The sequence below is a fragment of the Oceanicoccus sp. KOV_DT_Chl genome, from assembly GCF_900120175.1.
Classification (GTDB): Bacteria; Pseudomonadota; Gammaproteobacteria; order Pseudomonadales; family Dasaniaceae; genus Oceanicoccus.
On sequence record NZ_FQLF01000002.1, the window covers coordinates 352512 to 378169 of the forward strand.

Below are 25658 nucleotides of genomic sequence, written 5' to 3' on the forward strand. Positions count from 1 at the left end.
TACAGCAACAAACAATGCAGGTAAATTCAAACCCTGCGCAGAGTGCTGTTATCGGTGTGATCAAATTCCCGACCATAAATATCTAAAAACGTGGTTTGCGAGTATTCCATAGCATCACCGTTCACCGATAACTGCATTTTAAACCCCTTGGTTTTTGCGTTATCGCGCATGAAAGGCGACTGTGCCACGCCCCAATCACTGCCCTCTGCGGATTCCACCGTCAAGGTAGCGGTCTCCCCATCAACATCGGCAATACCACCCGCAACTAAACTTACCCCGCGCGGTATTGATAAGGTAAACATGACGCGCTGATCGTCCGCATCCCAGATCCAATAGCCGATTTGATCGTGAAATTGCTGACCATCACTCACACGAAAAACTTTTTGGTGATAGCGCAATACCGCCAACCTCTGTTTTTCAGCATTAGTGGCACCGCCTGCCACTTCAATCAATAACTCCTCATAATAGGGGTTGGCTTCCTTCGAACCATCTGACTCAGGGGCGATATCCATACCTTTATCCCCTTTCCACAATCCTACCAATCCAGCCAAGGGACCAAAATCCACACTATTGATTATCGTACTCGACACAGTCATTCCTCCTTACTTTTGTCGTGACTGTTAATTTAACCCAGCAGCCATCAAAAAACGAAATAAATGCCGCAGTGACTGGCTTAATTATCGCTATCATCGCGCAGCCAAGGCCTTGAGACAAGCGACTCAAACCACCATTAACAATTCACCTTTTTTACACAACTGGTTTCCTTTCCCCTGATTTACAGTAGGATAGCGGGCGAAATTAAAATAATAATTTTAATAACCACCTATTAATGATGACCATGGGGGAATTTTCATGTCAGCGTATGACTTAACGCTACTCATTCATATCGTGCTTTTTTGCTATTGGCTAGGCGGCGACGTGGGGGTATTTTATTCAAGCAAATTTGTAGTGGACCCATCCCTGCAACGCGAAACCCGATTGATAGCTACCAAGATCATGATGGGCTGCGATTTGATCCCCAAAATCTGCATGACGATGATGCTCACCGTTGGTGGGATACTCAGCGAATTTCACGGCATCACTCACCCTACCTGGCAGATGGTCGGTATCGTTTTATTGGGGCCATTCTGGGTAAGTATTGTCTTACTTCTGCACTTCAAACATAACGCCAGCTATATTCCTCTGCTGACCAAATTTGATTTTTATTTGCGCTGGTTAATCGTCATTGGCTTGATTGTCTCAACCAGCTATTCCTGGATGACTGGCCGCCTGGCAGATGACCCATGGATGGCTGGCAAACTGATTGTCTTTGCCGGTCTGGTATTTTGCGGGCTAATGATTCGTGTTGGCTTAAAAGATTTTGGCGCCAGCTACGGTAAAATTATTGCTGATAAGGTCACTGACGAAGACAACCAAAAAATGATCGCCAGTCTGGACCGGGTTAGACCCTGGGTTTACACCATTTGGATTGGGCTGTTGATTGAAGCCACACTGGGTATCGTACAGCCTGGTAGCCCGGACAGTCTCGGATATGTCCCCGCGACGGAAACTATCGAGCAACACGTTAGCCGCTAATTAAGCAATGCCCGGATGGGAGAAGGTTCTCAGCGGGCACTTTCAATAATGCAGACAATGGCGAGCGTTAGTCAGCAAGACCGCTTCAGCTGGCCAACAAGTAACACGCGTTTATTTATTGAGTATAATCAGTAGGTTTTGCGCATGCTCGGCAGCATCCCTACCCAACCCCGTTAAATAACCGCCATCCTGTTGCGAGATCAGCCCCTTATTAAACAAGCGCTCAGTGGCAGCCACTACTTCATTGGCAGCCTCGCTGGTGTGCACTTTGATTCCCTCTTGGGTAGTGTCCAGGTTATAGCGTGCAAGTATATTGAGCTCTTCAATAATTTCCGCTGAATAGAGCATATTGGATCCTCACTTGGGATTATCTAACCCATTATTATTCGAAGTACAGTGCAGCCACACTACCACATAAAGTCATCACAAATAAAAACCATTTTAAGGTTTCCGGCTTGGCGCTGATGGCAAATTTAACGGCAATTTGAGCACCCACCATGGTGCCACAAGCCAAAATCAAACCCGGCACCCACAGCACTTGTCCGCGGGCGATAAATAAACCCAACGCCAGTACGGTAAAGGCCAGGGTACACACGACTTTTAAGGCATTAGTGCGGACCAAATCATAACGCAGTGAACCGGCCAAGGCGGTAATTAAAATAAAACCCACACCGGCCTGCACAAATCCGCCATAAAAACCGGCAACCGCCAACCACCACCACGCCGATGGGCGCTCTTTCATTTTAAACGGGACGGTGCCGGCTGGCGGCGAAATAATCCCGGGCCGTACCAACATGATGACAGTCATACTCAGCATCATGCCCAACAATAACGGCTTTAATAAATAGGCAGGCGCGTAGGAAGCAGCGATGGCACCGAGCACACCGCCGAACAATGTTGGTATCAGTACTGGCACCAAATCATCAGTAGGTAATTTATCGTGCTGATGAAAGCCTCGCATAGCAACCAGGTTTTGCAAAGCAACACCAATACGGTTAGTGGCATTGGCAATATCGGCCGGCAAGCCCATCACCATCAACGCTGGCAAGGTTAAATTGGAGCCGCCACCCGCCAAGGTATTGATTACACCCGCCACCAAACCGGTCGCTAATAACAGCGCAATAAATTCAATACCTATATCCACAAAATCTCTCTTGGCAACTCAAGGAACCGATGACGATTGAATAAAGCCCAGCACATGTTCGGCTAATAATTGCGGGTAATCTTCAATGATAAAAAAACCAGCGTTGGCAATGGTAGCATGGGGCTGATTATTTGTGCCGGGGATATGCCGATGAAATTCTGCGGGATTAAAACCACGGCGCGCTAAACGTTCGCTGACTAAGGTTAGCGTCGGTTTCGTCCACTGCGCTAACTGCTGCCAGGCTTCACGATTAGTCGCAGTCGCCGGGTTCAGTCCAGTGGCAGGAATCAACAGGGGGAACGCTCTTGGTCCCGCCTTAAACGATTCATCCGGGAACGGTGCATCCAGCCCCTGTAAAGTAGTTGGTTCTAAATGAGTATCCGTCATCCGATCAACCATCGCGGCGACGGGAAAAACCGGATCTTTTAAAATATGGCGCCGCCACCAGGCAATCCATAAGGCATTTAGCAGACCGTTAGCACGCGGCAAGGTGGTATTGACCAATACCAAACGAGAAAATAAATCCGGCTGTCTGGCCGCTAGCGGCAAACCAAAATATCCGCCCCAATCGAAGAAAAAACCAGTGGCATTGCTAACGTCTAATTGCGTCAGTATTGCTGCTAACCAATCGACATGTTGCTGAAAGCTGTAGTCTTCCGAGCGCGATAGTTTATCGGAGCGACCAAAGCCAATAAAATCTGGCGCTATTACCCGTAAACCAGCGTTGACTAACAGCGGTATCATGTGGCGATAGCTGTAACTCCAGGTGGCCTGCCCATGCAGCAACACTATAACCGGCCGCCCCACTTCACCTTCATCAACATAGTGAACCCGCAGCGAGCCATGTACGTCGTCATCGATAAACATGTACTTAGGCTGATAACTACAATCACTCAAGCCAGCAAAACGAGCATCCGGTGTACGTAAAATTGAGGCCATAAGGTTTTCGTGGTTAAGGCAGATAGGTTTTAAACATTTCGCCCAATTCATTATCAGAATGCGCGGGTACACGGTAGTAGGTTCGAATCATGACAGAGCCATCGTCATCAAAACGATAGGTTTCGATACTGTGACCAATGGAGATTTCACCCCCCGAATCAATATGATTTTCTAACAGCCAAGCCACTTCATTATCACAAACAAATAATGAGCCGGGATAAATTCTGAATTGAACATTGGCTTGAAATAAGTCGAATGAATCCAGCGCGCAATGCTGGAAGCCTACTTTTTCCGGTGTACCCACCGGGTCGAGCATTCTGAACTCCCCGGTGCGACACTGCGCCAATTGGCCGCCCAACCTTCACGGTCACCGGCATTCCAAAGCGCGACATAATTGTCCGCCCACTTTAATAATTGCTTCGTCGTTAATCTGGCCACGAACACTTCCCCTTTGTTGTTATTCTCAGGTTGAGATGAGCGGCTAAGTTTGGCTATAACCCTAGGTTTTAGGCAGTGTTACGCCAGTTTGCCCCTGATACTTACCGCCGCGATCTTTATAGCTGACATCACAAATCTCATCGGATTCAAAAAACAGCATTTGTGCCACGCCTTCATTTGCATAAATTTTTGCTGGCAAGGTGGTGGTGTTAGAAAATTCCAGCGTCACATGCCCTTCCCATTCCGGTTCCAGCGGTGTGACGTTAACGATAATACCGCAGCGCGCATAAGTAGATTTGCCTAAACAAATCGTTAATACGCTACGGGGGATACGAAAGAATTCGACGGTGCGCGCCAAAGCAAAAGAGTTAGGAGGGATAATACATTCATTGGCTTTAACATCGACAAAGCTGGCTTCATCAAAATTTTTCGGATCAACCGTGGCGGAATGCACATTGGTGAAAATTTTAAATTCATCAGCGCAGCGCACATCATATCCGTAGCTGGAGGTCCCGTAAGAAATCAAGCGGCCACCGGCCTCGTTATAACGAACCTGTCCCGCTTCAAAGGGCTCGATCATGCCCTCATTTTCAGCCATGCGACGAATCCAGTGATCTGATTTAATGCTCATACTTGGTCTATCTCAAAAAGGAAAAATGTTTGCTACAAAAGGCCGCCATCATAGCGGCTCGCGCCGCTAGATTCCAGAACCTGCCTTAGTCGTTGTTAATGACGATATTGGGGAAAGCCGACGCGGTACTAGCCGTTTTTGCCAGCTCCACTGCGATATTGCGAGCGATATCACCGTACAATAACGCTTCATCACTCTCCGGCTCAGCCACTACCGTGGGCGCACCGGCATCAGATTGTTGACGAATTTTCAGCGACAGCGGCAAGGAGCCTAGTAAAGGCACATGGTAATCAGCAGCGATACGACCACCACCGCCTTCACCAAAGACATGCTCTTTATGACCGCAAGCGCTACAGATATGGATCGCCATATTTTCCACCACACCGAGTACTGGCACTTCCACTTTATTAAACATCTCGATACCTTTTTGTGCATCGAGCAACGCAATATCCTGCGGCGTAGTCACAATAACTGCACCCGCAACCACTGCCTTTTGCGACAGCGTCAGCTGGATATCACCGGTACCCGGCGGCATATCAATAATCAGATAATCCAGCTCGCCCCACCAGGTTTGAGCGAGTAATTGATTCATCGCGCCACCGGCCATAGGGCCGCGCCATACCATCGGTGTTTTATCGGTGACCAAATAGCCCATCGACATGGTTTTCAAACCGTGCGCCTCAATCGGCATTAAATACTGCTGACCTTCCTGTTCCGGCCGCGCACTTTTATCCACCCCCAGCATTAGTTGTTGGCTGGGACCGTAAATATCGGCATCCAACAATCCCACTTTGGCACCATCACGCGCCAGCGCCAGCGCCAGGTTTACTGAGGTGGTCGATTTACCGACCCCACCTTTACCTGACGCTACCGCAATAATATTTTTCACTTTATCCATATTGCGTAAATCGCGCTGGCTTTTGATCGCCGCAATCTGCCAGCTGATATCGATATTGACGCTATTAACACCCGGAATTTGAGTGACCAAATCCACCAGCGCTTTTTGCATCACCGCCTTGATAGAAGCGACCGCAAACCCGAACTCGATGGCGATAGTGACCATACCGCCATCTATAGCGATGGACTTGATCACATTGGCAGCTAACAGGTTTTGGTTCAGGTGTGGAACGGTATAGTGTTGCAGGGCTTCTTCAACTTGCACCTGAGTGACTTCAGACATGGATTCTCCAGATTAACCATTAAGGTTTGCCAATAGTGGCCTTATAAAACGAGGGTCGCCGCAGCGAAAACCTGAGCATTTTACTCAGGCTAGCGACAAAGCTCAAAAATAATAGCGGAAACAGCGCGCCAGCACAGCTACTAATAATGAAATAGCGGCTCAAAACCGCTATAGTTCGCGCTTTTATCAAGCGGAAATGATTCAGCCCAGCTGCCAACAAACTATGACATCAACTAAGCCAAGAAAAATACTCGTTACCAGCGCCCTACCCTATGCCAATGGCTCGCTGCATCTGGGTCATTTGCTAGAAACCATCCAAACCGATATTTGGGTAAGATTTCAACAACAGCGCGGCAACGACTGTATTTATGTCTGTGCAGATGATGCCCATGGCACGGCGATTATGCTGACCGCTGAAAAAAACGGCATTAGCGCTGAACAACAAATCGCCAACGTGCAAGCCGAACACGAGCAAGACCTCGCTGGTTTTTTAATCAATTTCAATAATTACCACTCCACTCATAGTGCCGAAAACAAACACTATTCCGAATTGATTTATAAAAGACTACGCGACAACGGGCATATTGCCAGCCGCGAGATCACCCAGTTATTCGACCCGGAAAAAGAACTGTTTTTAGCCGACCGTTATATCAAAGGCAGCTGCCCCAAGTGCAAAACCGCTGACCAGTATGGCGACAATTGCGAAGCCTGCGGCGCTACTTATAGCCCTGCGGATTTAATCGAGCCCAAATCGACCATCTCTGGTGCGACGCCGATTGAAAAAGCCTCCACCCACTACTTTTTTAAACTGCCAGAATTCAGCGAGATGCTGAAGACCTGGACTACCAGCGGTCGCCTGCAAAAAGAGATCGCTAACAAATTAGGTGAGTGGTTAGAGGCCGGCTTACAGGAATGGGATATTTCCCGCGACGCGCCTTACTTTGGTTTTGAAATTCCCGATGCTCCCGGCAAATATTTTTATGTCTGGCTGGACGCGCCTATCGGCTACATGGCCAGCTTCCAGAATTACTGTGATCGCGCCGGATTAAACTTTGACGATTACTGGGCAGAAGATGCCAGCACCGAGCTTTACCACTTTATCGGCAAAGACATTATTAATTTCCACGGTCTGTTTTGGCCGGCCATGCTGGAATCAGCAGGTTATCGTAAACCCGATGCGGTTTATGTACATGGTTTTGTCACCGTCAATGGTCAGAAGATGTCAAAATCACGGGGCACATTTATCAAAGCCTCGACCTACTTGCAGCATCTGGATGCCGAGTATCTGCGCTACTACTATGCGGCAAAATTATCCGCCGGAGTCGATGATATCGATCTGAACCTGGAAGATTTTGTGCAGCGGGTGAATTCGGACCTGGTCGGCAAAGTCGTCAATATCGCTTCCCGCTCGGCTAAATTTATTAGCAAAGGTGCTGCTAATGTGATGTCTGCCAAACTCGCTAACGAGGCACTGTGGCAACAAGCCGTAGCCAAAAGCCCCGTTATTGCCGGGTTTTATGAGCAGCGCGAATACAGCAAAGCGATCCGTGAAATTATGGCGTTGGCCGATGCCACCAACGAATACTTTGATTCGCAAGAACCCTGGAAACTCGCCAAGCAAGAAGACCAGCAACAGCAAGTGGTAGCCATCGCCTCGCTGTGTATCAACCTGTTCCGCTTAATTGTGATTTATCTACAGCCTATCGTACCGGCCACGGGCGCTAAAGCGGCGGCTTTTTTAAATGCTGAACTCAACTGGAATGACGATTTACAACCTTTACTGAATCACCAACTGAATGATTTCACGCCACTAATGACGCGCATTGAAAAAGACAAGGTTGCCGCTATGGTTGACGCTGGCAAAGAAGCGCCCGCTGCGAAGCCCGCCAAAAAAGCGAAGAAATCCAAACCCGCAGCAGAGGCTACCGGCGCTAAGCCCGAAACCATCCAATTCGAAGACTTTGCCAAAGTCGATTTACGGGTGGCAGAAATTATTGCTGCCGAACATGTCGAAGGCGCGGACAAGTTATTGCAGCTAACCCTTAGCTTGGGTGAAGACGGCACCAAGAATGTCTTCGCCGGTATTAAAGCTGCATACCAGCCTGAAGATCTGGTTGGCAAGCTGACAGTAATGGTTGCCAATTTGGAACCCCGTAAAATGAAATTCGGTATGTCCGAAGGCATGGTGATTGCCGCCGGCCCCGGTGGCGCCGACATCTGGCTACTGGAACCGGATCAAGGCGCCAAAGCCGGAATGAAAATTAAGTAATATCAAAGAGTTAAACATTAGTAATATGTCCATATTAGTAACTATTTACGGCCGTTTTAGCTAGCAGCTAAGGTGGGCATCCATGCTAAACTACAGGCCATTAGTTAACAGCGAAGCTCTACTTTTTGACGCTACGTTTTTGGTAACACCGTTACACTGATAAGAAAAAGGTAAAGACAACAGATGCTGGCAGATTATTCACTGCTACTGATCGGAGCGATTCTGGTCAACAACTTCGTACTGGTACAGTTTTTGGGACTGTGCCCGTTTATGGGTGTGTCCAATAAACTGGAAACAGCGATTGGCATGTCCAGCGCCACTACCTTCGTACTCACTCTCGCCTCTATCGTCAGCTGGCTGACGTATAACTGGTTGCTGCTGCCGCTAGGGCTGGAATACCTGAAAACCATCGCCTTCATTTTGGTGATTGCCGTGGTCGTGCAGTTCACTGAAATGGTAGTCCGCAAAAGCAGCCCCATGCTGTACAAAGTTCTTGGCGTATTCCTGCCACTGATTACTACCAACTGCGCCGTGTTAGGTGTCGCATTACTCAATATCAACAAGCAAAACAGTTTTCTGGAATCCGCCTTCTACGGCTTTGGTGCGGCACTGGGCTTTTCACTGGTGCTGATATTATTTGCCGCTATGCGTGAACGACTGGCCGTTGCCGATGTACCCACTCCCTTTAAAGGTGCTGCCATTGGCATGATCACCGCGGGTTTAATGTCTTTAGCCTTTATGGGCTTTGCTGGATTGGTATAGGCGGTAGTCAAGCGTGATTGAATTTATCAACCAACAACCCTTTGTCGCCGCACTGATTGCCCTGCTTATTTTGGGCGTGCCTTTTGGTGCCTTGCTGGGCTTTGCCGCAGTAAAATTTAAAACCGAAGGCGACCCCATTGCCGATCAAATTGAATCTTTGCTGCCACAAACACAGTGTGGTCAATGCAGCTACCCTGGCTGCCGTCCTTATGCCGAAGCCATTGCCAATGGCGAAGCCATTAATAAATGCCCACCCGGCGGTGAAGCTACTATCAACGCCTTGGCTGATCTGTTAGATGTTGAAGCACTGCCGCTGGATGGCGAACACGGTGTCGAAAATGTAAAAAACGTTGCCTATATTCGCGAAGACGAGTGCATCGGCTGTACCAAATGTATTCAAGCCTGCCCAGTCGATGCCATTCTGGGTGCCGCCAAGCAAATGCACACGGTCATCAGCAGTGAGTGCACCGGCTGTGACCTCTGTGTTGAACCCTGCCCTGTTGATTGTATTGATATGCTGCCGTTACAAACCACGCTGCAAACCTGGAGCTGGGATTTGCCCAAACCCGCTGAAATTATTGCTACCGATTTACAACCCAAAACGGATGAGGCGGCGGCATGAGTGCAGCTCGCTCCAGAAAAGTATGGGATATTCACGGCGGTATTCATCCCGCAGAAAACAAACAGCAATCAACACAGCTGCCGATTACTGCTGCCGGTATCCCCGATGAGCTAATTTTTCCTTTATCACAGCATATTGGCGCGCCTGCTGCAGCTATCGTCGAGCCAGGACAAAAAGTATTAAAAGGTGAAATGATTGCGGCCGCCAAAGGCTTTGTCAGCGTGCCGGTACATGCTTCCACTTCCGGTGAAGTGATAGCAATAGAGCAACGACAAATTCCCCACCCCTCGGGAATGAGCGCCCCTTGTATCATTATCAAACCCGATGGTCTCGACCAATGGGGAGAACGAAAAAGTATTGCCGATTATCGCAATACCGATAAAAAAACATTACTCGACCACATCCGCGAGTCCGGCATTGCCGGTATGGGTGGCGCCGGATTCCCCTCTGCCATTAAGTTAGGTACGCGCGACGACCAGGTTATAGAAACACTGATTATCAATGGCACCGAGTGTGAACCTTATATCACCTCTGACGATATGTTGATGCGGGAACGCGCTGAACAAATTATTGCTGGTGCCAACATTCTTAAGCACCTGATCAACCCCAGCAAAGAAACGCTGATTGGGGTAGAGGATAATAAACCGGAAGGTATTGCCGCACTGCGCAAGGCCGCCGAAGGTTTCGACATAGAAATCGTTAGCTTCCCCACTAAATATCCCTCCGGTGGCGAAAAGCAGTTGATTCAAATTTTGACTGGTAAAGAAGTCCCCTCAGGCGGACTGCCAGCAGACGTCGGTATTGTCTGCCAAAATATCGGCACCACTGTGGCAATCTACAAAGCCGTTGAATTTGGTGAACCCCTGATTTCCAGAATCACTACTATCACCGGTTTTGCCTGCGAACAACAACGCAACTTTGAAGTATTGTTAGGCACACCGGTTAACTATTTATTAGAACGTTGCGGCTATCAAGCCAAAAAATGTTCACGCTTGATTATGGGCGGTCCCATGATGGGGTTCACCTTACTCAGCGAGCAAACTCCGGTAGTGAAAACCACCAACTGTATTCTGGCCCCTACTGCCGAAGAGATTGCCCCACCGACACCAGCACAAGCCTGCATCCGCTGCGGTCTATGTGCAGAAGCCTGCCCGGTATCATTATTACCGCAGCAAATGTACTGGTTCGCCCGCGGCAAAGAATACGACAAGCTGGAAGCACACAATCTGGCTGACTGTATTGAATGTGGCGCTTGCTCTTATGCCTGCCCCAGCAATATACCGTTAGTGCAATATTATCGGGCATCGAAAGCCGATATCCGCGAGCAGAAACAAGACGCCATTAAAGCTGAACAATCCAAAGCGCGCTTTGAAGCCAGACAACTTCGCCTGGAACAACAAGCCGCAGCCAAAGAAGCCAAACGCGCTGAACGCAAAGCAGCGGCTGAAGCCCGTGCCGCCGGCAACGCCGCTACCGGCAAGGGTGACGCTATCCAAGCCGCTGTCGATAGAGCAAAAGCCAAAAAAGCCGCCGCCGATCCTGCCCAGGCAGCTATCGAAAAAGCCAAAGCCAAGCGTGCCGGTGGTGCTGAAGAAGCACCCACCAAAGAATCTTTGGAAAAAGCCTTGGCCGCGGTAGAAAAACGTTTAGCTGCAGCCACAGAAAAATTACAGCAAGCCGAGCAACAAGGCGCTGATACCGTAGACGCCTTTAGAACCGGCGTTGAAAAAACCAAGGTAAAATATGAGCAAGCTAAACAGGCGCTAGCCGAGTTTGCTGCCAATAACCCGACTGCCACAACAAACAATGTCAGTACCGATCCTGCACAACAAGCGATTGAACGCGCCAAACAAAAACGCGCCCATCAAGGTGACCAATCACCACAGGAAAAAGCGCAGCAAGCAGTCAGCTCGTTACAAACCCGTCTGGAAAAAGCTGAGGCTAAACTAAAAACAGCGACCGAAGAGAATGCCGATAATCTGGACATTTTTAGTAACACGGTTAACAACCTAAAAGAAAAACTGGCTGCCGCTGAACAAGAGCTTGCCAGCTTGCCTGCAACGGAACCGGAGCAGCAAACAGATCCTCAGCCTGGTGCCACTGGTGATGCCGCTCAGGATGCAATCGCCCGCGCTTTAGCCAAGCGTGAAGCAGCGTCTAAAATGACCGATGAAGAACGTTTACAAAATGCCGTCGATTCAATCGAAAAGCGATTGGAAAAAGCCAAAGAAAAACTGGCGAGCGCCGAACAGGAAGGTAGTGACAATATCGAACTACTCACCGATGCCGTCGCCAAAATGAAACTGAAACTGGTCGACGCCAAACAAGCTTATGCTGAATACCAGCAAACGAAAAACGGATAAAGAAACCGGATATGGCACTGCTAAAAGTCACTTCACCTCACGCTACCGGGCCACTCAATACTGCCAGAGTGATGCAGCTGGTATTGCTGGCGACTATTCCCGGTATTCTGGCATTGAGCTGGCATTTTGGCTGGGGCACACTGGTTAATATCTGCTGGGCTAGCTTAACGGCCATCGCATTTGAAAGTGCCGCTTTAAAATTACGTGGTCGCCCTATTGGCTTTTATCTCAATGACTACAGCGCGCTGGTCACCGCCTTTTTATTAGCTATCGCATTGCCACCTTACTCGCCTTGGTGGCTCATTACTGTCGCTATTGGCTCGGCAATTTTAATGGCTAAACATCTTTACGGAGGCATGGGCTACAACCCGTTTAATCCAGCCATGGTCGGCTATGTCGTAGTATTAATTTCCTTCCCGGTAGAGATGACGACCTGGACCGCACCGACCCAAGCCCTTGCCGGCGAGCTACCCAGCCTGCTTGATGCTGTTAGTGCTTTATTTGTAGGCCGCGAAGCCGTTGCCGCGTTTGCTGTTGATGGCTTAACCATGGCCACACCGCTGGATGTACTAAAACAGAATAACTCACTCTTAATTGCAGATTTATGGCAGCAATCACCACAGTTTGGACAGTGGGCTGGTTTAGGCTGGGAATGGGCAAACCTTGGCTTTCTTGCCGGCGGGTTATTTTTACTGTCACAGCGAGTATTTACCTGGCATGCGCCACTGAGCATGCTGGCCAGCCTCACCATTTTATCCGCCATCTTTTATGATGGTGGCAGTTCAGCATCCGGCGGCTCGCCACTGTTCCACCTGCTCAGTGGCGCAACGATGTTTGGCGCCTTCTTTATTGTTACCGACCCAGTCACTTCAACGGTGTCTAATAGAGGCCGAATGATTTATGGCGCACTCATAGGGGTACTGCTTTATATTATTCGCGTCTGGGGTAACTACCCTGACGCTATCGCCTTTGCGGTACTGCTGATGAACTTTGCTGCGCCGCTGCTAGACTATTACACTCAACCCCGCACGTACGGTCATGGGGTAATCGCTAATGCTAGGTGAGTCGATAAGTCGTAACGCCCTATTGCTGGGATTCTTTGCCGTCATTAGCACCGCGATTATTGCCGGTACGTTTTTAAGTTCGCAGGAAGCCATCAAGGAAAACATTCGTCAGGCTGAAGAGCGCGCGCTGATCCAAATAGTACCCAAGTCGCGTCATAACAATTCCATGTTGGATGATGCTCACGCCATCAGTGACAATGAACTTCTTGGACTGCGTAGCGAAAAACACTATTACATTGCCAGACAAAACAATGAGGCTGTCGCTATTATTTTTCCGGCAACCGCCAGAGAAGGCTATACAGGGGATATTGATTTAATTATTGGTGTTAATGTAGACGGAACTGTCGCGGGCGTAAGGGTACTATCGCACCGTGAAACACCCGGCTTAGGTGATGCAGTAGATTATAAAAAGAGTCAGTGGGTCGATGGTTTTATTGGGAAGTCACTGGTCAATCCCGGCCTGGATTTATGGAAAGTAAAAAAAGACAAAGGCGTATTTGATCAGTTTACCGGGGCCACGATTACCCCAAGAGCTGTGACCAAAGCAGTCTTACAAACGCTGCAGTATTTCGATCAGTACCAGCATAAAATTTTAGGCGGCAAAGCTGACGCTAAAGCTGAAATAATTAATGAGGCAAGCAGCCATGAGTGATGCAAACTATAAAGAATTATCACTAAATGGGCTTTGGAAAAATAACCCCGCCATCGTACAACTGCTAGGCCTTTGTCCGTTATTAGCGGTTACCGGCTCGGTAATTAACGCCATCGGCATGGGTTTAGCCACAACACTGGTACTGACTATTTCCAACAGCTGTGTGTCTTTAGTTCGTGGGGTAGTGTCAGATGCGATTAGGCTACCTGCTTTCGTCATGATCATTGCGGCTGCAGTAACCTGTATCGAACTACTGATGCAAGCGTATACTTACGAATTGTTTCAAATACTCGGTATTTTCCTGCCACTCATTACCACCAATTGCGTCATTCTGGGCCGCGCCGATGCCTACGCTTGTAAAAATTCTTTAGCACCTGCAATGTATGATGGCTTTATTATGGGTGTTGGCTTTACTGTGATATTAGTTTTATTAGGTGCCATTAGAGAACTGATTGGTACTGGCGCATTATTTAATAACATGGATTTACTATTTGGCGAATCAGCCAAGCATTGGAAAGTTGTAATTTTCAATGACTACAAACAATTTTTACTTGCTATTCTTCCACCTGGCGCGTTTATCTTTACCGGATTAATAATCGCTTGCAAAAATTTAATAGACGCCAACATTAAACAACGACAAGATGCGCTCAAGGAAAAGCCAGTTGCAGGTTCAAAACGCGCCAGAGTTACCGGTAATATTTCATAATTATTTTTGCTGCTGAAACTTTAGTAAAAAATAACAAAAACCTTGTTAGGTATTCTCCTCTGTTTTTTGTGAACTAGCGCACAAAAACAAGCTGTTTTTATCGCACTTTTACTACCTCTCCCTAGTTTTTAGAGTATTTAAGCACATAGGTTGAACTACCTATATTAATGACTATGTTATCTACATACATTGATGAACAATGGATCCTTCTCGACATGATGCCGCAATAAATTCAGGCAAAGAAGGCAAACGGAATGAACAAAGCGAGGTTTTCAACATGCAACTATTGAAACCAATTATTATCGCCTTAACAGTGGTGCTGTTAAGTAGCACAGCTATGGCGAACGACCCACTATTTAGCAAAGGTTTGATTGCCTACCATGAAAATGATGGTAAAAAGGCTGTTAAATACTGGAAGCGTGCTGCGAAACACGACAATGTTTCGGCGATGTACAGCTTAGGACTCCTGTATTCACAAGGCAAGATAGTTAAACAAGACCTGGATGAAGCAGAAAAGTGGTTTGGCCGCGCTGCCAAAAAAGGGGTTCCTGAAGCTCAATTCCAATTAGGGCAATTAGACGCCGATAAAAACAAGTATGAGGACGCCGCAAAGTGGTATATGCGCGCGGCGAAATCTGACTATGCCAGAGCCCAGTTTGAATTAGCGCTCTACTATGAAGAAGGTAAAGGCGTTGAAAAAGATCTAGAACAAACAGAATTCTGGTTACTAAAAGCCGGAGAAAATGGTTCTGCTCCCGCCCAATTTAAATTAGTTCTGATTTACATGAAAGGCCTCGGCGTAGAACAAAATAATGCCAAAGCTTTTTATTGGGCAACTAAAGCGTCAGAGTCCGGAGACGCCAATGCAAAATACTTGCTGGGCTATATGTACTTAACTGGAACAGGCACAGTACAGAGTGATCAAATGGCGGGGATTTGGCTGGAAGACGCTTTGGATAATGGCCAGGAAAAAGCGCAGCAATTATTGGACGAATTAGAAAAACGTGCGAAAAAGCAGCTTTCGTCTATCTAACTTTTCAAGCAGACACAAAAAAGCCGTACTGAATGACTTCAGTACGGCTTTTTTACGCCAATACTTTTCTATAACACCAAACGTCGAATATCCGCTAGCAACTCACCTAAGTAAGTCATAAACCGCCCACCATCACCACCATTTATAGCCCGGTGATCATAGGACAATGCCAATGGCAGCATTTTTCTAGGTACAAACTCTTTTCCATTCCAATGCGGCTTAACCGCTAGTTTGGATATACCCAAGATTGCCACCTCTGGTGTATTCACGATAGGGGTAAACCCCTGACCGCCAATCCCGCCCAAGCTTGAAATGGTAAAACATCCGCCTTGCATTTCAGCTGGCTTTAATTTTCTGTCCTTGGCTTTTTGCGCCAGTTCGACAGTTTCTGCCGCTAAATCCCAGATAGATTTTTTATCGACATCCCGTATTACCGGTACCACCAAGCCAGCCGGAGTATCAACGGCCATCCCAATATGAACGTAATGCTTAAACACCATGTTTTCGCCATCACTATCCAGCGACGCATTGAATTTCGGGTGATCAAGCAAGGCCTTGGCACAGGCTTTTAATATAAAAGGCAATGGCGTAATTTTTACCCCTCGACGCTCAGCTTCCGCCTTCAAAGACTGACGAAAATCTTCCAAATCAGAAATATCGGCGTCATCAAACTGGGTAACATGCGGCACATTCAACCAACTGCGATGCATATTTTGGGCGGTGATTTTATGAATTTTGGTCAACGGTTCAATGGTCACGTCACCAAACTTGCTAAAATCCACCGCCGGCACTGCAGGTATACCGCTACCGCCAGAGCTGCTCGCTTTATTCGCTAAAGCCGCTTTCACATGCGCTTTTAAATCATCTTTGGAGATACGACCTTTGGGGCCACTCCCCTTAACGTCAATTAAAGGTGCGCCCAATTCTCGCGCCAAACGCCGAACGGCTGGCCCAGCGTAAATAGACGGATCAGAATCTGCGGCTGGCGGCTTCGAATCACTTGATTGCGCAGCCGGGGCAGGAGCACTGGCAACTACCGGTGGCGGCGAAGCCACGGCCTCAGCCGGAGCTGGGCTAGAAGTAGTCTCTGTAGCTGGCTCAGCGGCTGCAGCCATCACCTCCAACTTTAAAATCTCGCCACCTTCAGAGATTGTATCGCCCTCTGCTACCGCGAGTGAAATGACTTTACCTGCCATTGGCGCTGGCACTTCCATAGACGCTTTATCAGTCTCCAGCACAATAAGCGAATCACCTTCGGCCAAGTCATCGCCGACTGCAACACAAACCTCAATGACATCAACATTAGCGGCACCACCAATATCAGGCACCTTTATGGTTTGGGTAGAAGCGGCAGCTGCGTTATTTTCATTGACACTTGGTGCCACAGGTTCGGGGTCGGGTTTTACTTCTGCAGACGCTTGCACAGGGGCGTCTTCTGGTTCGGCAACAGCCTCCCCAGCCTCAACCTCCAATTCAAGAATCACATCACCCTCAGATAGCGAATCACCATCCGAGATCATGATTGCAGACACTGTCCCCGCCATAGGGGATGGCACTTCCATTGAAGCCTTATCAGACTCGAGCACAACCAACGAATCTTCAGCAGCAATCTGATCACCTACTGCCACACAAATCTCAATCACCTCGACGCCTTCTGCGCCGCCAATATCAGGCACTTTAATTATTTCTTTACTCACACGAATTTCCTGTAGTTAAGTGGCTAGACTTTTTATGCATCATTCCCATTTATATGACTCTTAGACTAACATCCCATCGGGTCCCTTTTATCGCTACTAATGCCAAATTTTTTGGCCGCATCAACGGCTACCGAAGCATCCAACTTATCTTCATCTACCAAAGATTTTAAAGCCGCCAAGACCACGAAATAACGATCTACTTCAAAGTGGTAACGCAACATTGCGCGCGTGTCAGAGCGACCAAAGCCATCAGTACCTAACACCCGATACTGGCGACGAATAAACGGCGCTATTTGCTCACCATAAGACTTCATATAATCGGTAGCGCAGATAACCGGCCCTTCACAATCCTCTAATTGCTGTGCCACATAAGACTTACGTGCAACCTTCTCTGGATTCATTAAGTTCCAGCGATCAACAGCCATACCCTCGCGACGTAACTCATTGATACTGGTCAAACTCCACACATCAGCATCAACATCATAGTCATTACGTAGAATTTCAGCAGCAGCCTGAACTTCACGTAAAATCGCGCCGCCACCCATCAACTGTACAGTATGCGTCTTGCCGTGGGTCGCCTGCTCAATTTTGTACATACCTTTGATAATGCCTTCTTCACAATTTTCAGGCATTTCAGGGTGATGATAATTTTCATTTTCAACGGTGATGTAATAAAAACAGTTCTTCTTCTCTGCATACATCTGCTGTAAACCGTGCTGAATAATCACTGCAAGCTCATAGGAGTAAGTAGGATCATAGGCGACGCAATTAGGAATCATATTAGCCATTAACAAGCTATGGCCATCCTGATGCTGCAGGCCCTCACCATTCAAAGTAGTGCGTCCTGCAGTAGCGCCCAACAAGAAACCTCGAGCCTGTGTATCACCCGCCGCCCAGGCTAAATCCATAATGCGCTGAAAACCAAACATGGAATAAAAAATATAAAACGGCACCATGGGGTAGCCGTGATTACTGTAAGAGCTCGCCGCAGCTAGCCAGGCTGAAAAAGCCCCTGCTTCGTTGATACCCTCCTCCAAAATCTGACCTTTTTTATCTTCCTTGTAATACATAATTTGATCGGCATCGTGTGGCGTATAACGCTGGCCTTGCGATGAATATATACCCAGTTGGCGGAACATCCCTTCCATCCCAAACGTGCGCGCCTCATCAGGCACGATAGGGACTACACGCTGGCCAATTTTTTTATCTTTAGTCAGGGTTGAAAGCAACCGTACAAACGCCATCGTGGTAGAAATTTCGCGCTTGCCGCTGCTCTTTAACTGTCCGCTAAAACTTTCTAGTGATGGCACTTCCAGCGCTTCAAAATCATCTTTGCGCGAAGGAATAAAACCACCTAACTCTTCCCTGCGTTTGCGCATATAAACCATTTCAGGACTATCGTCAGCTGGCTTGTAATACGGGACATTTTTTAATTCATCGTCATTGATAGGAATACCAAAACGATCGCGGAATTTTTTCAAGCTCTCGATATCCAGCTTTTTCAACGAGTGCGTTTCATTTTGCGCCTCGCCGGAATGGCCCATACCATAGCCTTTCACTGTCATTGCCAAAACCACTGTCGGGCGTTCTACCGTTTCTACCGCCTGCGCATAAGCTGCATACATTTTATAAGGGTCATGACCCCCACGATTTAGATACATAATATCGTCATCGGATAAATCTTTAACCAATTCCAACAGCTCTGGGTACTTGCCAAAAAAGTGCTCACGGGTATAAGCGCCGCCATTGGCTTTATAATTTTGCAATTCACCATCGCACACTTCATTCATGCGCTTTTTCAACAAGCCAGTTTTGTCTTTCTCTAATAGTGCATCCCAGTGGCGGCCCCAAATAACCTTGATAACATTCCAACCAGCACCGCGAAACACCCCTTCTAATTCCTGAATAATTTTGCCATTGCCACGTACCGGACCATCCAAGCGTTGCAAATTACAATTTACAACAAAAATGAGGTTATCCAGGCGTTCGCGTCCAGCCAACGCGATAGCACCCAAGGATTCGGGTTCATCACACTCGCCATCGCCCAAAAAGGCCCATACTTTACGACCACTTTGATCAAGCAGTTCACGGCTGTGTTGATACTTCATCACGTGTGCCTGGTAGATCGCCTGAATAGGGCCCAAGCCCATCGAAACAGTAGGAAATTGCCAATAATTAGGCATCAACCATGGGTGTGGATAAGAAGACAAACCATTACCACCTACTTCACGGCGGAAATTATCCAGCTGATCTTCGCTTAACCGCCCTTCCAGATAAGAGCGCGCATACATGCCAGGTGCGCTGTGACCCTGATAATAAATAAGATCGCCATGGCGATCATCATTACCTTTAAAGAAATAATTAAAACCAATATCGTAGAGAGTGGCTGCGGAAGAAAATGAGGATATGTGCCCACCCAGTCCATCATCATTATCGTTGGCACGCATCACCATGGCGAGCGCATTCCATCGAATCAATGAACGAATACGGCGCTCCATAAATAAATCACCAGGCATACGACGTTCATCCGTAGGCTTGATGGTATTGCGAAAGGGAGTAGTGATTGCAGAGGGAACCTGGCTACCGGACTGAGCTACCTCCTCCGCCATGGTCTTTAACAAGAATGTTGCCCGCTCGGGACCACCATCCTGACCAAGCACATCGGAAAGTGCTTCCAACCATTCTGCTGTTTCGATTGGATCATTGTCTTGCATAAAACTCCCCTAAAATACATGTATAAGCCAATGCCGTGCGGCTGCAGACACCGGGCTACGAATAAAGATAGAACACCGGATTAATCAACAGCGTTAGCCAAAAACCACTATTTCATTACCGGAGACAGGATTTTTGAACAGCCAAACTACCTGCACGACGTAAAAACCGGCACATCGTAGCACATTTTTTAAATAAATACTGGGAATAACTCAAGAAAATATAGCTCTATCTCACTGTATTTAATGGATAAATCTCTAAAATCGGGCCAAAAATGCCACTCATTAATCTGACAACAACACAAATTTGACCCGGTTATTTTTCAGCGCAACAGCATTCCAGTCCCCGCTGGTATTACCTCTTAAATCATCAGGGTAGGGAAATAGAGGGTTTGAGGCACCGAACGGAAGCATTTCGAGACGGATATCTTTGGTTATCGCGGCTAGATCCTGAACATACTCCGAAAACTCATCACTTTGCTCAATGGATGCCGCCAATGCTTGCGCTGTAGACAAACCTATCACATCGCACTCTAGTAACGGTAGGTCTGCGGCCGGCAACATAAACACCTCGGAGCCATCACCTAAGGCCAATAGCGACAAACAGAAATCCCCCACATAACCCTCCATTCGAATCACACCTTTAAAACCTGCCACCTGCAAGCGCTCAACCACGCCTTTGAGCAACACCAAGCGATCTCCCGCCAATGGCAACTCGCCATAATCATACCCTGGCTGCTGATTAAGCAACCACTCGATCGACTCAACAAAATACCCCTGTTGCCGCTCAAACTGCTGTATTTCTTGCTGCTGTTCAAAATAAAGATTTAACAACCAAAGAATAGGCATTAACCAAATAACAACTACCAACCACTGACGCACAGAGCCCCAAAAAGAAGTCCCAACAACCATCGGCTCGGGCTCTACGTCGACTGCTTGCGGAGCCGCTAACGGCCTGTCGAATGATTGGGTCACTATGGGAATGCCACCCGTGAGCGCCATTGGGTCTATCGGCAAATTCTGATCGACAAGATTTAACTCATTCTGGCTTATCTCCTGATTAGCGGCGCCTGCATCGCTATTAACCCTATCCAATACCGCCAGTAAATCCTGATCTTTGGCTGGCTTGGCCAAGATATCAATAGCGCCTAGCGCTTTAGCCTGCCCCAAATAAATATCACCCTGCTTAGTGGTATGCATCACGATGGGAATGTTAGCCGTGACAGGATTAGATTTGATAGCTTTTACTGCACTAAAACCATCCATACCCGGCATCATATGATCCATAAAAATTACATCGGGCTGATGTTGCTGCAGATAGTCCAGCGCCTCCTGTCCAGATTCAACCATTGCCACTTCAATGCGATGCTTATCCAGCATTTTACGTAGCATAAAACGTGCAGTTTTAGAATCGTCAACAATTAAAGCCAGTTGCACAGTGTAGTATTCCCATAAAGTTATCAGCCGCAGCTACTACCAGACCCCCGTACCTTTCACTGATTTATTAGCGAGCAGCGGCAGTCCGAACCTCTTCATAGGATAGCTGGAATAACATAATTTTCACTATTCCAGCACGGATATGAGCGATAAAGTTTTATTGAAAGGAATAACTGGGTAACGACTCTTTAAACGCTTCAACATCGACAACGGGCTGACCAGAAACCTCTCCCGCCTCCACAAACTGACCTTCAGAGAAAATGACCATCCTGCGAGGGTTTTCAATGACATCATTTACAAAATAATCACGCCACTGCTGAAAGGTCAGACTTTTCATCGCGGCAATTAATTGCGCTCGAAAATCAAATTGTTCATAATTTTGGCTAATATCACGCCAATACAACTCAGACTGATCTAATAAATTTTGTGGCGCTTCTGATAAGCGCGACAATACTGCTTTGCGCTGAGTTTCAAACTCGGCAACAGTTACACCCTCTAATGTCTGTAGACGATCCTTTAAAAATCGGTCGATCGCTCCCTGCAATTGAACCGGCCCCGCCACCGGCGACTGTACCAGGAAAAAAATTCCAGGCACATCGATTTGCGGATAGGCACCTGAGCTAACAATATATCCAAGCTGCTGCTCTGTTCTTAGCTTGGTATAAAAGTCTGCCCGCAGAACTTGGGCAGATACGCCCATGGCCGCACGACTCAGCTTATCGGTAGATGCTGACTGTATGTAGAGCGCATAAGAAGAATCCGCGTAATCACTTTCGAGTTTTCGAGAAAATTTTTGTTCAGCTAACTGCGCTATCAACACCGGTGGAGCTGCTATATTTTTATCCAGTAACGCTATTGCTACTTGCTTCGCATATTGCTCAGCTTGAGCCTGCTGATAATTTCCGTGAACCAACATATCAATTTGGCCTTTTGAAAATAGCCGCTGTTGGAAAGCCTTAATATCCTCAAGAGTGATATTACGGTATACATCCAGCTGCTGCTCAGCTGTCCATGTTTGGTGATAAAGTAACTCTGGCAACGCAGCCATCACTAAATGATAAGGCTGTAGTTTATTTCTGTTCTCTAACGACCGGACGTGTTCGCGCTTTATATTTGCAAAGCGCTCAGCATCAAACTGCGGCTGGGACAAAACCTGCAAAACTTTTTTCAGCAATAAAGGCTGTTTATCACTAAAGCCATTAACTTTAATCGATAGTCCCCGCATATGCGGCTGTAATGAATAATTTAATCCAGCCAAAGTAGCTGCATAGGAAAATTCATTTAACTCATCTGCCAACACGTCAACCAGTAAAGTCAAAGCGACTTTGTGCTCAATCGTATCAGCCGCAAACGGAGAACGATAACTGACAAAAACGCTACCTTTTGGTGTATTAAATTGCCGATCTTGCCGATACCACAAGCTTACACCCTCTACCGTCGAGAGCTTACGAGGAATATCACTTTGAGAATCCCCAGTTACTATCTCCAAACGTTCTGCAATAAAAGCATTTTTCTCAGGCAGAGTAATAGCTTGATTAATTCCAACAGCTGACCAGCGCTGCAACCTTTTGTTATCGACCTTAGCCACACTGTAATCTGTTTGATAGAAATAACTGGTTCGGTCAACCTTTGCCGAGGGAGCAGTGAAGGTGATAACGGCATTTTCCGGCGTCAAATAACTTATAAAACGCTCCACCAGCAACGCGTTGTAGCTCTTCATCAAATAATCACCCCGCAGTACATCTTCAAGCGGGTAGTAATGCATATTAGAGGCCAACGAAACCGCATAATGTGCCGATGCCTGTTTTTCCTGATAACGAAAATGCTGTTCAGCAATGGCTTTTTGCTCGGCAAACAACCACGCCTTATTAGGCGAATTTTTAATACGATTAATCGCCTGGAATACCGCTTCAATCACTTTATCGCGATCTTTCGCCCCTGAATCAGTCAACTTTATTGAAATATTAAAGCTGCCACCACCACGATACTTTATGCCTTGACCAGCACTAAGTCCTTCAGCCCACCCCTGCTGCTTTAAATAAGACAATAAGCTGCCCTTACCCTCATGCCCCAAGATATTACCCAGATAATGTAACGGCTTTTCAGCATAAAAGGCCGACGTATCTTCGGTAAGAAATGCCAGTGACAACGTACGCATCGACTTTTCAGGTTTAACTTCAATCAATAACGGTAGACGCTGCGACTCTATTAGCGGCGCTGAAATATCGGCAATGTTAGTCTTATTATTTTTAATTGCTGAAAACCGGCTGCGGGCCATTTGTTCTAACTGATCGAGCGACTCACTACCAATCAGGACCAAAGTCATTAAATTCGAAGAGTAATACTGCTGATAAAAATCCAACAGCTGCGCCCTTAAACTGGCCTGAGTTTCTTCATTGACAGTCAAGGTCTCCAAATTACCCACACTTAATTTTGCAAAAGGATGCTGAGGGTTGATTACTTGCTTAAATACATCTATCCCTCTGCGCTGCTCATCTTTAATTTTCGACGTATACTCAGAATGCACAGCATTTTTTTCGCGCTCTACATATGCTTCATCGAACAAGGGAGCAATGAAAAACTGTGCAAACCGATCCAAGCCCTGCTCAAAATACTCCGGGGAAATATCGAAAAAATAATTGGTATGCTCAAAGGAAGTATAGGCGTTATGGCTGCCACCATGTGCACTGATGTATTGCTGATAATCACCTGCTTGAGGATATTTTTCGGTACCCAGGAACAGCATATGCTCCAAAAAATGCGCCAAGCCCTGAGCATCTATTGGATCCTGCTGACTTCCCACATGCACATCCAGCGAGGCAGCCGACTTTTCAACATTCACATCTGAAACTATCAGCACCTTTAATTGATTTGGCAACTCTATATATCTATATTCCCTGGTATCATTATCACTTTTAATAATCTGCTGCGCAGAGTTATCTAAGGGGAGAACACCACAAGCGGCCGCCAGGAAAAATGAAAATAATAAACACCAACCAAACCAACGTTTAGCCATAATAAACAACCTGTAAAATTAAACTGCGGACTTAAAGTAGAGAAATAGAGCAAACATCGCTATGTATGGATATTTAATGGCTCGGATTTTGGCCACGCATTCAACACAGCCTTGATTAAGGTGGCTAAAGGAATTGCAAAAAACACCCCCACAGCCCCCAGAACCCACCAAAAACCAGCACAGCAAGAATAATGGCTACCGGATGTAAATTTACCGCTTCAGAAAATAATAGCGGCACCAATACGTTACCATCCAATGCCTGAATCACAGAATAGACAATAAATAAGGTCAAAAAATCCGCCCCCCAGCCCCACTGAAAGTAACCAATTAATAAAACCGGCAAGGTAACCACTGCCGCGCCAATATAAGGAATCACTACAGACAAGCCTACTAGCAAGCCGAGTAGCGCCGCATAATTTAACCCCAGCGCTACAAAGGACAAATAACTAACTGAGCCAACAATAAGAATTTCAATCGCCTTACCCCTGACATAATTGGCTACCTGCTCATTCATTTCCTGCCATATTTTACTCAGCATAGGGCGTTCAGCAGGCAAAAAAGACTTTAGCCATAACAGCAATATCTGCTTATCCTTAAGAAAAAAGAACACCAAAATGGGAACTAGCACCAGGTAAATTAACAACCCGAAGACATTAAGAAGATTTGCTATAGAAAAGGATACTAGCAGCTGCCCTAACTGCCCCAATTCAGCACGTGCCAGCTTCATCCACTCTTGAATTTGAGCCTCAGAAAAAATATCAGGATACCGCTCTGTCAACACTAGCAATAGCTGCTGCCACTGCAACAACATACGCGGCAGCTCATTAAACAAGTTAGTCATCTGGTTCCACGCCAAGGGCAAAACCACAAACAAAATGACGAAAAAACTCCCCACAAAAATCAAGAATGCAATACTGACAGCCATCCACTGCGGCACATTTCGCGCTATTAGTTGCGCAATTAAACCCTGCATCAAAAAAGCCAAAATAATACTGGTAATAACCGGAGCCAACACCCCCCCATCGTCATCAACAGCACTAAACTGGCCACAATTAACAACAGCAGAATAATGGATTCCTCTTCAGCAAATATCTGGTCTAACCACTTTTTGATAACTTTAAACATAAAAATTCCGCTAATTAGCTGAGCCGGAACGGCAACAACTGTAAAAATTATTTTTCTGTAGCAAATAACGATAGATACCATTATCGAGCTGCCGATCCAGCAACAGATGACCACTTTGTTCGGCAAACACCTGAAAATCTCGCCACGAACCCTGATCAGTTGCGCTCACCTGCAACTGTTCCCCGCTATTCATTCGATTCAGCGCTTGCTTGGCTTTTAATAAGGGCATTGGACAGCTTAAACCACAGGTATCGAGCTGATGGATAGTTGCAACCATGGTTAGTTAATTTCTGA

The 25658-nt window shown here is 46.9% G+C and carries 22 protein-coding genes; 9 read left to right on the forward strand and 13 right to left on the reverse strand.

The features are described 5' to 3' along the window. Positions 1 to 26: 26 nt before the first annotated feature. A complete protein-coding gene (locus tag UNITIG_RS05255) occupies positions 27 to 590 on the reverse strand; it encodes a heme-binding beta-barrel domain-containing protein (RefSeq protein WP_200821205.1) in 564 nt (187 codons plus the stop codon). Between the two features lie 262 nt (positions 591 to 852). Between UNITIG_RS05255 and UNITIG_RS05260 the strand changes: the two genes are divergently transcribed. Next, the gene (locus UNITIG_RS05260) at positions 853 to 1575 is read left to right on the forward strand and encodes a hypothetical protein (protein WP_101757451.1); all 723 of its coding nucleotides are present in this window, start codon (positions 853 to 855) and stop codon (positions 1573 to 1575) included. Between the two features lie 111 nt (positions 1576 to 1686). Here UNITIG_RS05260 and UNITIG_RS05265 read toward each other — a convergent pair whose 3' ends face one another. The 6 genes from UNITIG_RS05265 to apbC form a co-directional block, all read right to left on the reverse strand. Beyond that, entirely contained in the window at positions 1687 to 1923 is a 237-nt protein-coding gene (locus tag UNITIG_RS05265) for a TIGR02647 family protein (protein ID WP_101757452.1), read from the reverse strand. A gap of 34 nt (positions 1924 to 1957) precedes the next feature. Continuing rightward, the gene (locus UNITIG_RS05270; protein ID WP_101757453.1) at positions 1958 to 2719 is read right to left on the reverse strand and encodes a sulfite exporter TauE/SafE family protein; all 762 of its coding nucleotides are present in this window, start codon (positions 2717 to 2719) and stop codon (positions 1958 to 1960) included. An 18-nt stretch (positions 2720 to 2737) separates the two neighbouring features. Then, positions 2738 to 3658 carry a haloalkane dehalogenase gene (locus UNITIG_RS05275; protein WP_159931098.1) on the reverse strand — a complete coding sequence of 307 codons (921 nt, stop codon included), beginning with the start codon at positions 3656 to 3658 and terminating at the stop codon, positions 2738 to 2740. Between the two features lie 13 nt (positions 3659 to 3671). Then, complete coding sequence (locus UNITIG_RS05280) at positions 3672 to 3974, reverse strand: hypothetical protein (RefSeq protein ID WP_145999099.1); 303 nt, start codon at positions 3972 to 3974, stop codon at positions 3672 to 3674. 183 nt (positions 3975 to 4157) lie between these two features. Further along, positions 4158 to 4727, reverse strand: a complete 570-nt coding sequence (dcd, locus tag UNITIG_RS05285; RefSeq protein WP_101757456.1) for a dCTP deaminase — start codon at positions 4725 to 4727, stop codon at positions 4158 to 4160. Between the two features lie 85 nt (positions 4728 to 4812). Further along, entirely contained in the window at positions 4813 to 5907 is a 1095-nt protein-coding gene (gene apbC, locus UNITIG_RS05290) for an iron-sulfur cluster carrier protein ApbC (protein WP_101757457.1), read from the reverse strand. 223 nt (positions 5908 to 6130) lie between these two features. Between apbC and metG the strand changes: the two genes are divergently transcribed. From metG to UNITIG_RS05330, 8 genes are all read left to right on the forward strand, one after another. Beyond that, positions 6131 to 8176, forward strand: a complete 2046-nt coding sequence (gene metG, locus UNITIG_RS05295) for a methionine--tRNA ligase (RefSeq protein ID WP_101759193.1) — start codon at positions 6131 to 6133, stop codon at positions 8174 to 8176. A gap of 183 nt (positions 8177 to 8359) precedes the next feature. After that, positions 8360 to 8938, forward strand: coding sequence for an electron transport complex subunit RsxA (rsxA, locus tag UNITIG_RS05300; protein WP_101757458.1), 579 nt, complete (start codon positions 8360 to 8362; stop codon positions 8936 to 8938). 13 nt (positions 8939 to 8951) lie between these two features. Next, positions 8952 to 9560 (forward strand): electron transport complex subunit RsxB, encoded by a 609-nt coding sequence (gene rsxB, locus UNITIG_RS05305; RefSeq protein WP_101757459.1) that lies wholly within the window; start codon positions 8952 to 8954, stop codon positions 9558 to 9560. Continuing rightward, positions 9557 to 11923, forward strand: coding sequence for an electron transport complex subunit RsxC (rsxC, locus tag UNITIG_RS05310; protein WP_101757460.1), 2367 nt, complete (start codon positions 9557 to 9559; stop codon positions 11921 to 11923). The genes rsxB and rsxC overlap by 4 nt, the downstream gene beginning before the upstream one ends. An 11-nt stretch (positions 11924 to 11934) precedes the next feature. Next, positions 11935 to 12987 (forward strand): electron transport complex subunit RsxD, encoded by a 1053-nt coding sequence (gene rsxD / locus UNITIG_RS05315; RefSeq protein WP_101757461.1) that lies wholly within the window; start codon positions 11935 to 11937, stop codon positions 12985 to 12987. Then, positions 12977 to 13639, forward strand: a complete 663-nt coding sequence (gene rsxG / locus UNITIG_RS05320; protein ID WP_101757462.1) for an electron transport complex subunit RsxG — start codon at positions 12977 to 12979, stop codon at positions 13637 to 13639. Before rsxD ends, rsxG begins: the two co-directional genes overlap by 11 nt. After that, complete coding sequence (locus UNITIG_RS05325; protein ID WP_101757463.1) at positions 13632 to 14345, forward strand: electron transport complex subunit E; 714 nt, start codon at positions 13632 to 13634, stop codon at positions 14343 to 14345. Before rsxG ends, UNITIG_RS05325 begins: the two co-directional genes overlap by 8 nt. Positions 14346 to 14622: 277 nt before the next feature. Continuing rightward, entirely contained in the window at positions 14623 to 15378 is a 756-nt protein-coding gene (locus UNITIG_RS05330) for a tetratricopeptide repeat protein (RefSeq protein WP_159931099.1), read from the forward strand. A gap of 68 nt (positions 15379 to 15446) precedes the next feature. On the opposite strand, the gene aceF is transcribed toward UNITIG_RS05330, so the two are convergent. The 6 genes from aceF to UNITIG_RS05360 form a co-directional block, all read right to left on the reverse strand. Beyond that, positions 15447 to 17075: a dihydrolipoyllysine-residue acetyltransferase gene (aceF, locus tag UNITIG_RS05335; protein WP_101757465.1), complete on the reverse strand. Its 1629-nt coding sequence runs from the start codon at positions 17073 to 17075 to the stop codon at positions 15447 to 15449. A gap of 65 nt (positions 17076 to 17140) precedes the next feature. Then, positions 17141 to 19789, reverse strand: a complete 2649-nt coding sequence (aceE, locus tag UNITIG_RS05340; protein ID WP_101757466.1) for a pyruvate dehydrogenase (acetyl-transferring), homodimeric type — start codon at positions 19787 to 19789, stop codon at positions 17141 to 17143. Between the two features lie 282 nt (positions 19790 to 20071). Continuing rightward, on the reverse strand, positions 20072 to 21223 hold the full coding sequence (locus UNITIG_RS05345; protein ID WP_101757467.1) for a PleD family two-component system response regulator: 1152 nt from the start codon (positions 21221 to 21223) through the stop codon (positions 20072 to 20074). Positions 21224 to 21380: 157 nt separating this feature from the next. Continuing rightward, positions 21381 to 24239 carry an insulinase family protein gene (locus UNITIG_RS05350; RefSeq protein ID WP_101757468.1) on the reverse strand — a complete coding sequence of 953 codons (2859 nt, stop codon included), beginning with the start codon at positions 24237 to 24239 and terminating at the stop codon, positions 21381 to 21383. Positions 24240 to 24363: 124 nt separating this feature from the next. After that, positions 24364 to 25251 carry an AI-2E family transporter gene (locus tag UNITIG_RS05355; RefSeq protein WP_369809144.1) on the reverse strand — a complete coding sequence of 296 codons (888 nt, stop codon included), beginning with the start codon at positions 25249 to 25251 and terminating at the stop codon, positions 24364 to 24366. A gap of 123 nt (positions 25252 to 25374) precedes the next feature. Beyond that, positions 25375 to 25641, reverse strand: a complete 267-nt coding sequence (locus UNITIG_RS05360) for a sulfurtransferase TusA family protein (protein WP_101757469.1) — start codon at positions 25639 to 25641, stop codon at positions 25375 to 25377. Between the last annotated feature and the right edge of the window lie 17 nt (positions 25642 to 25658).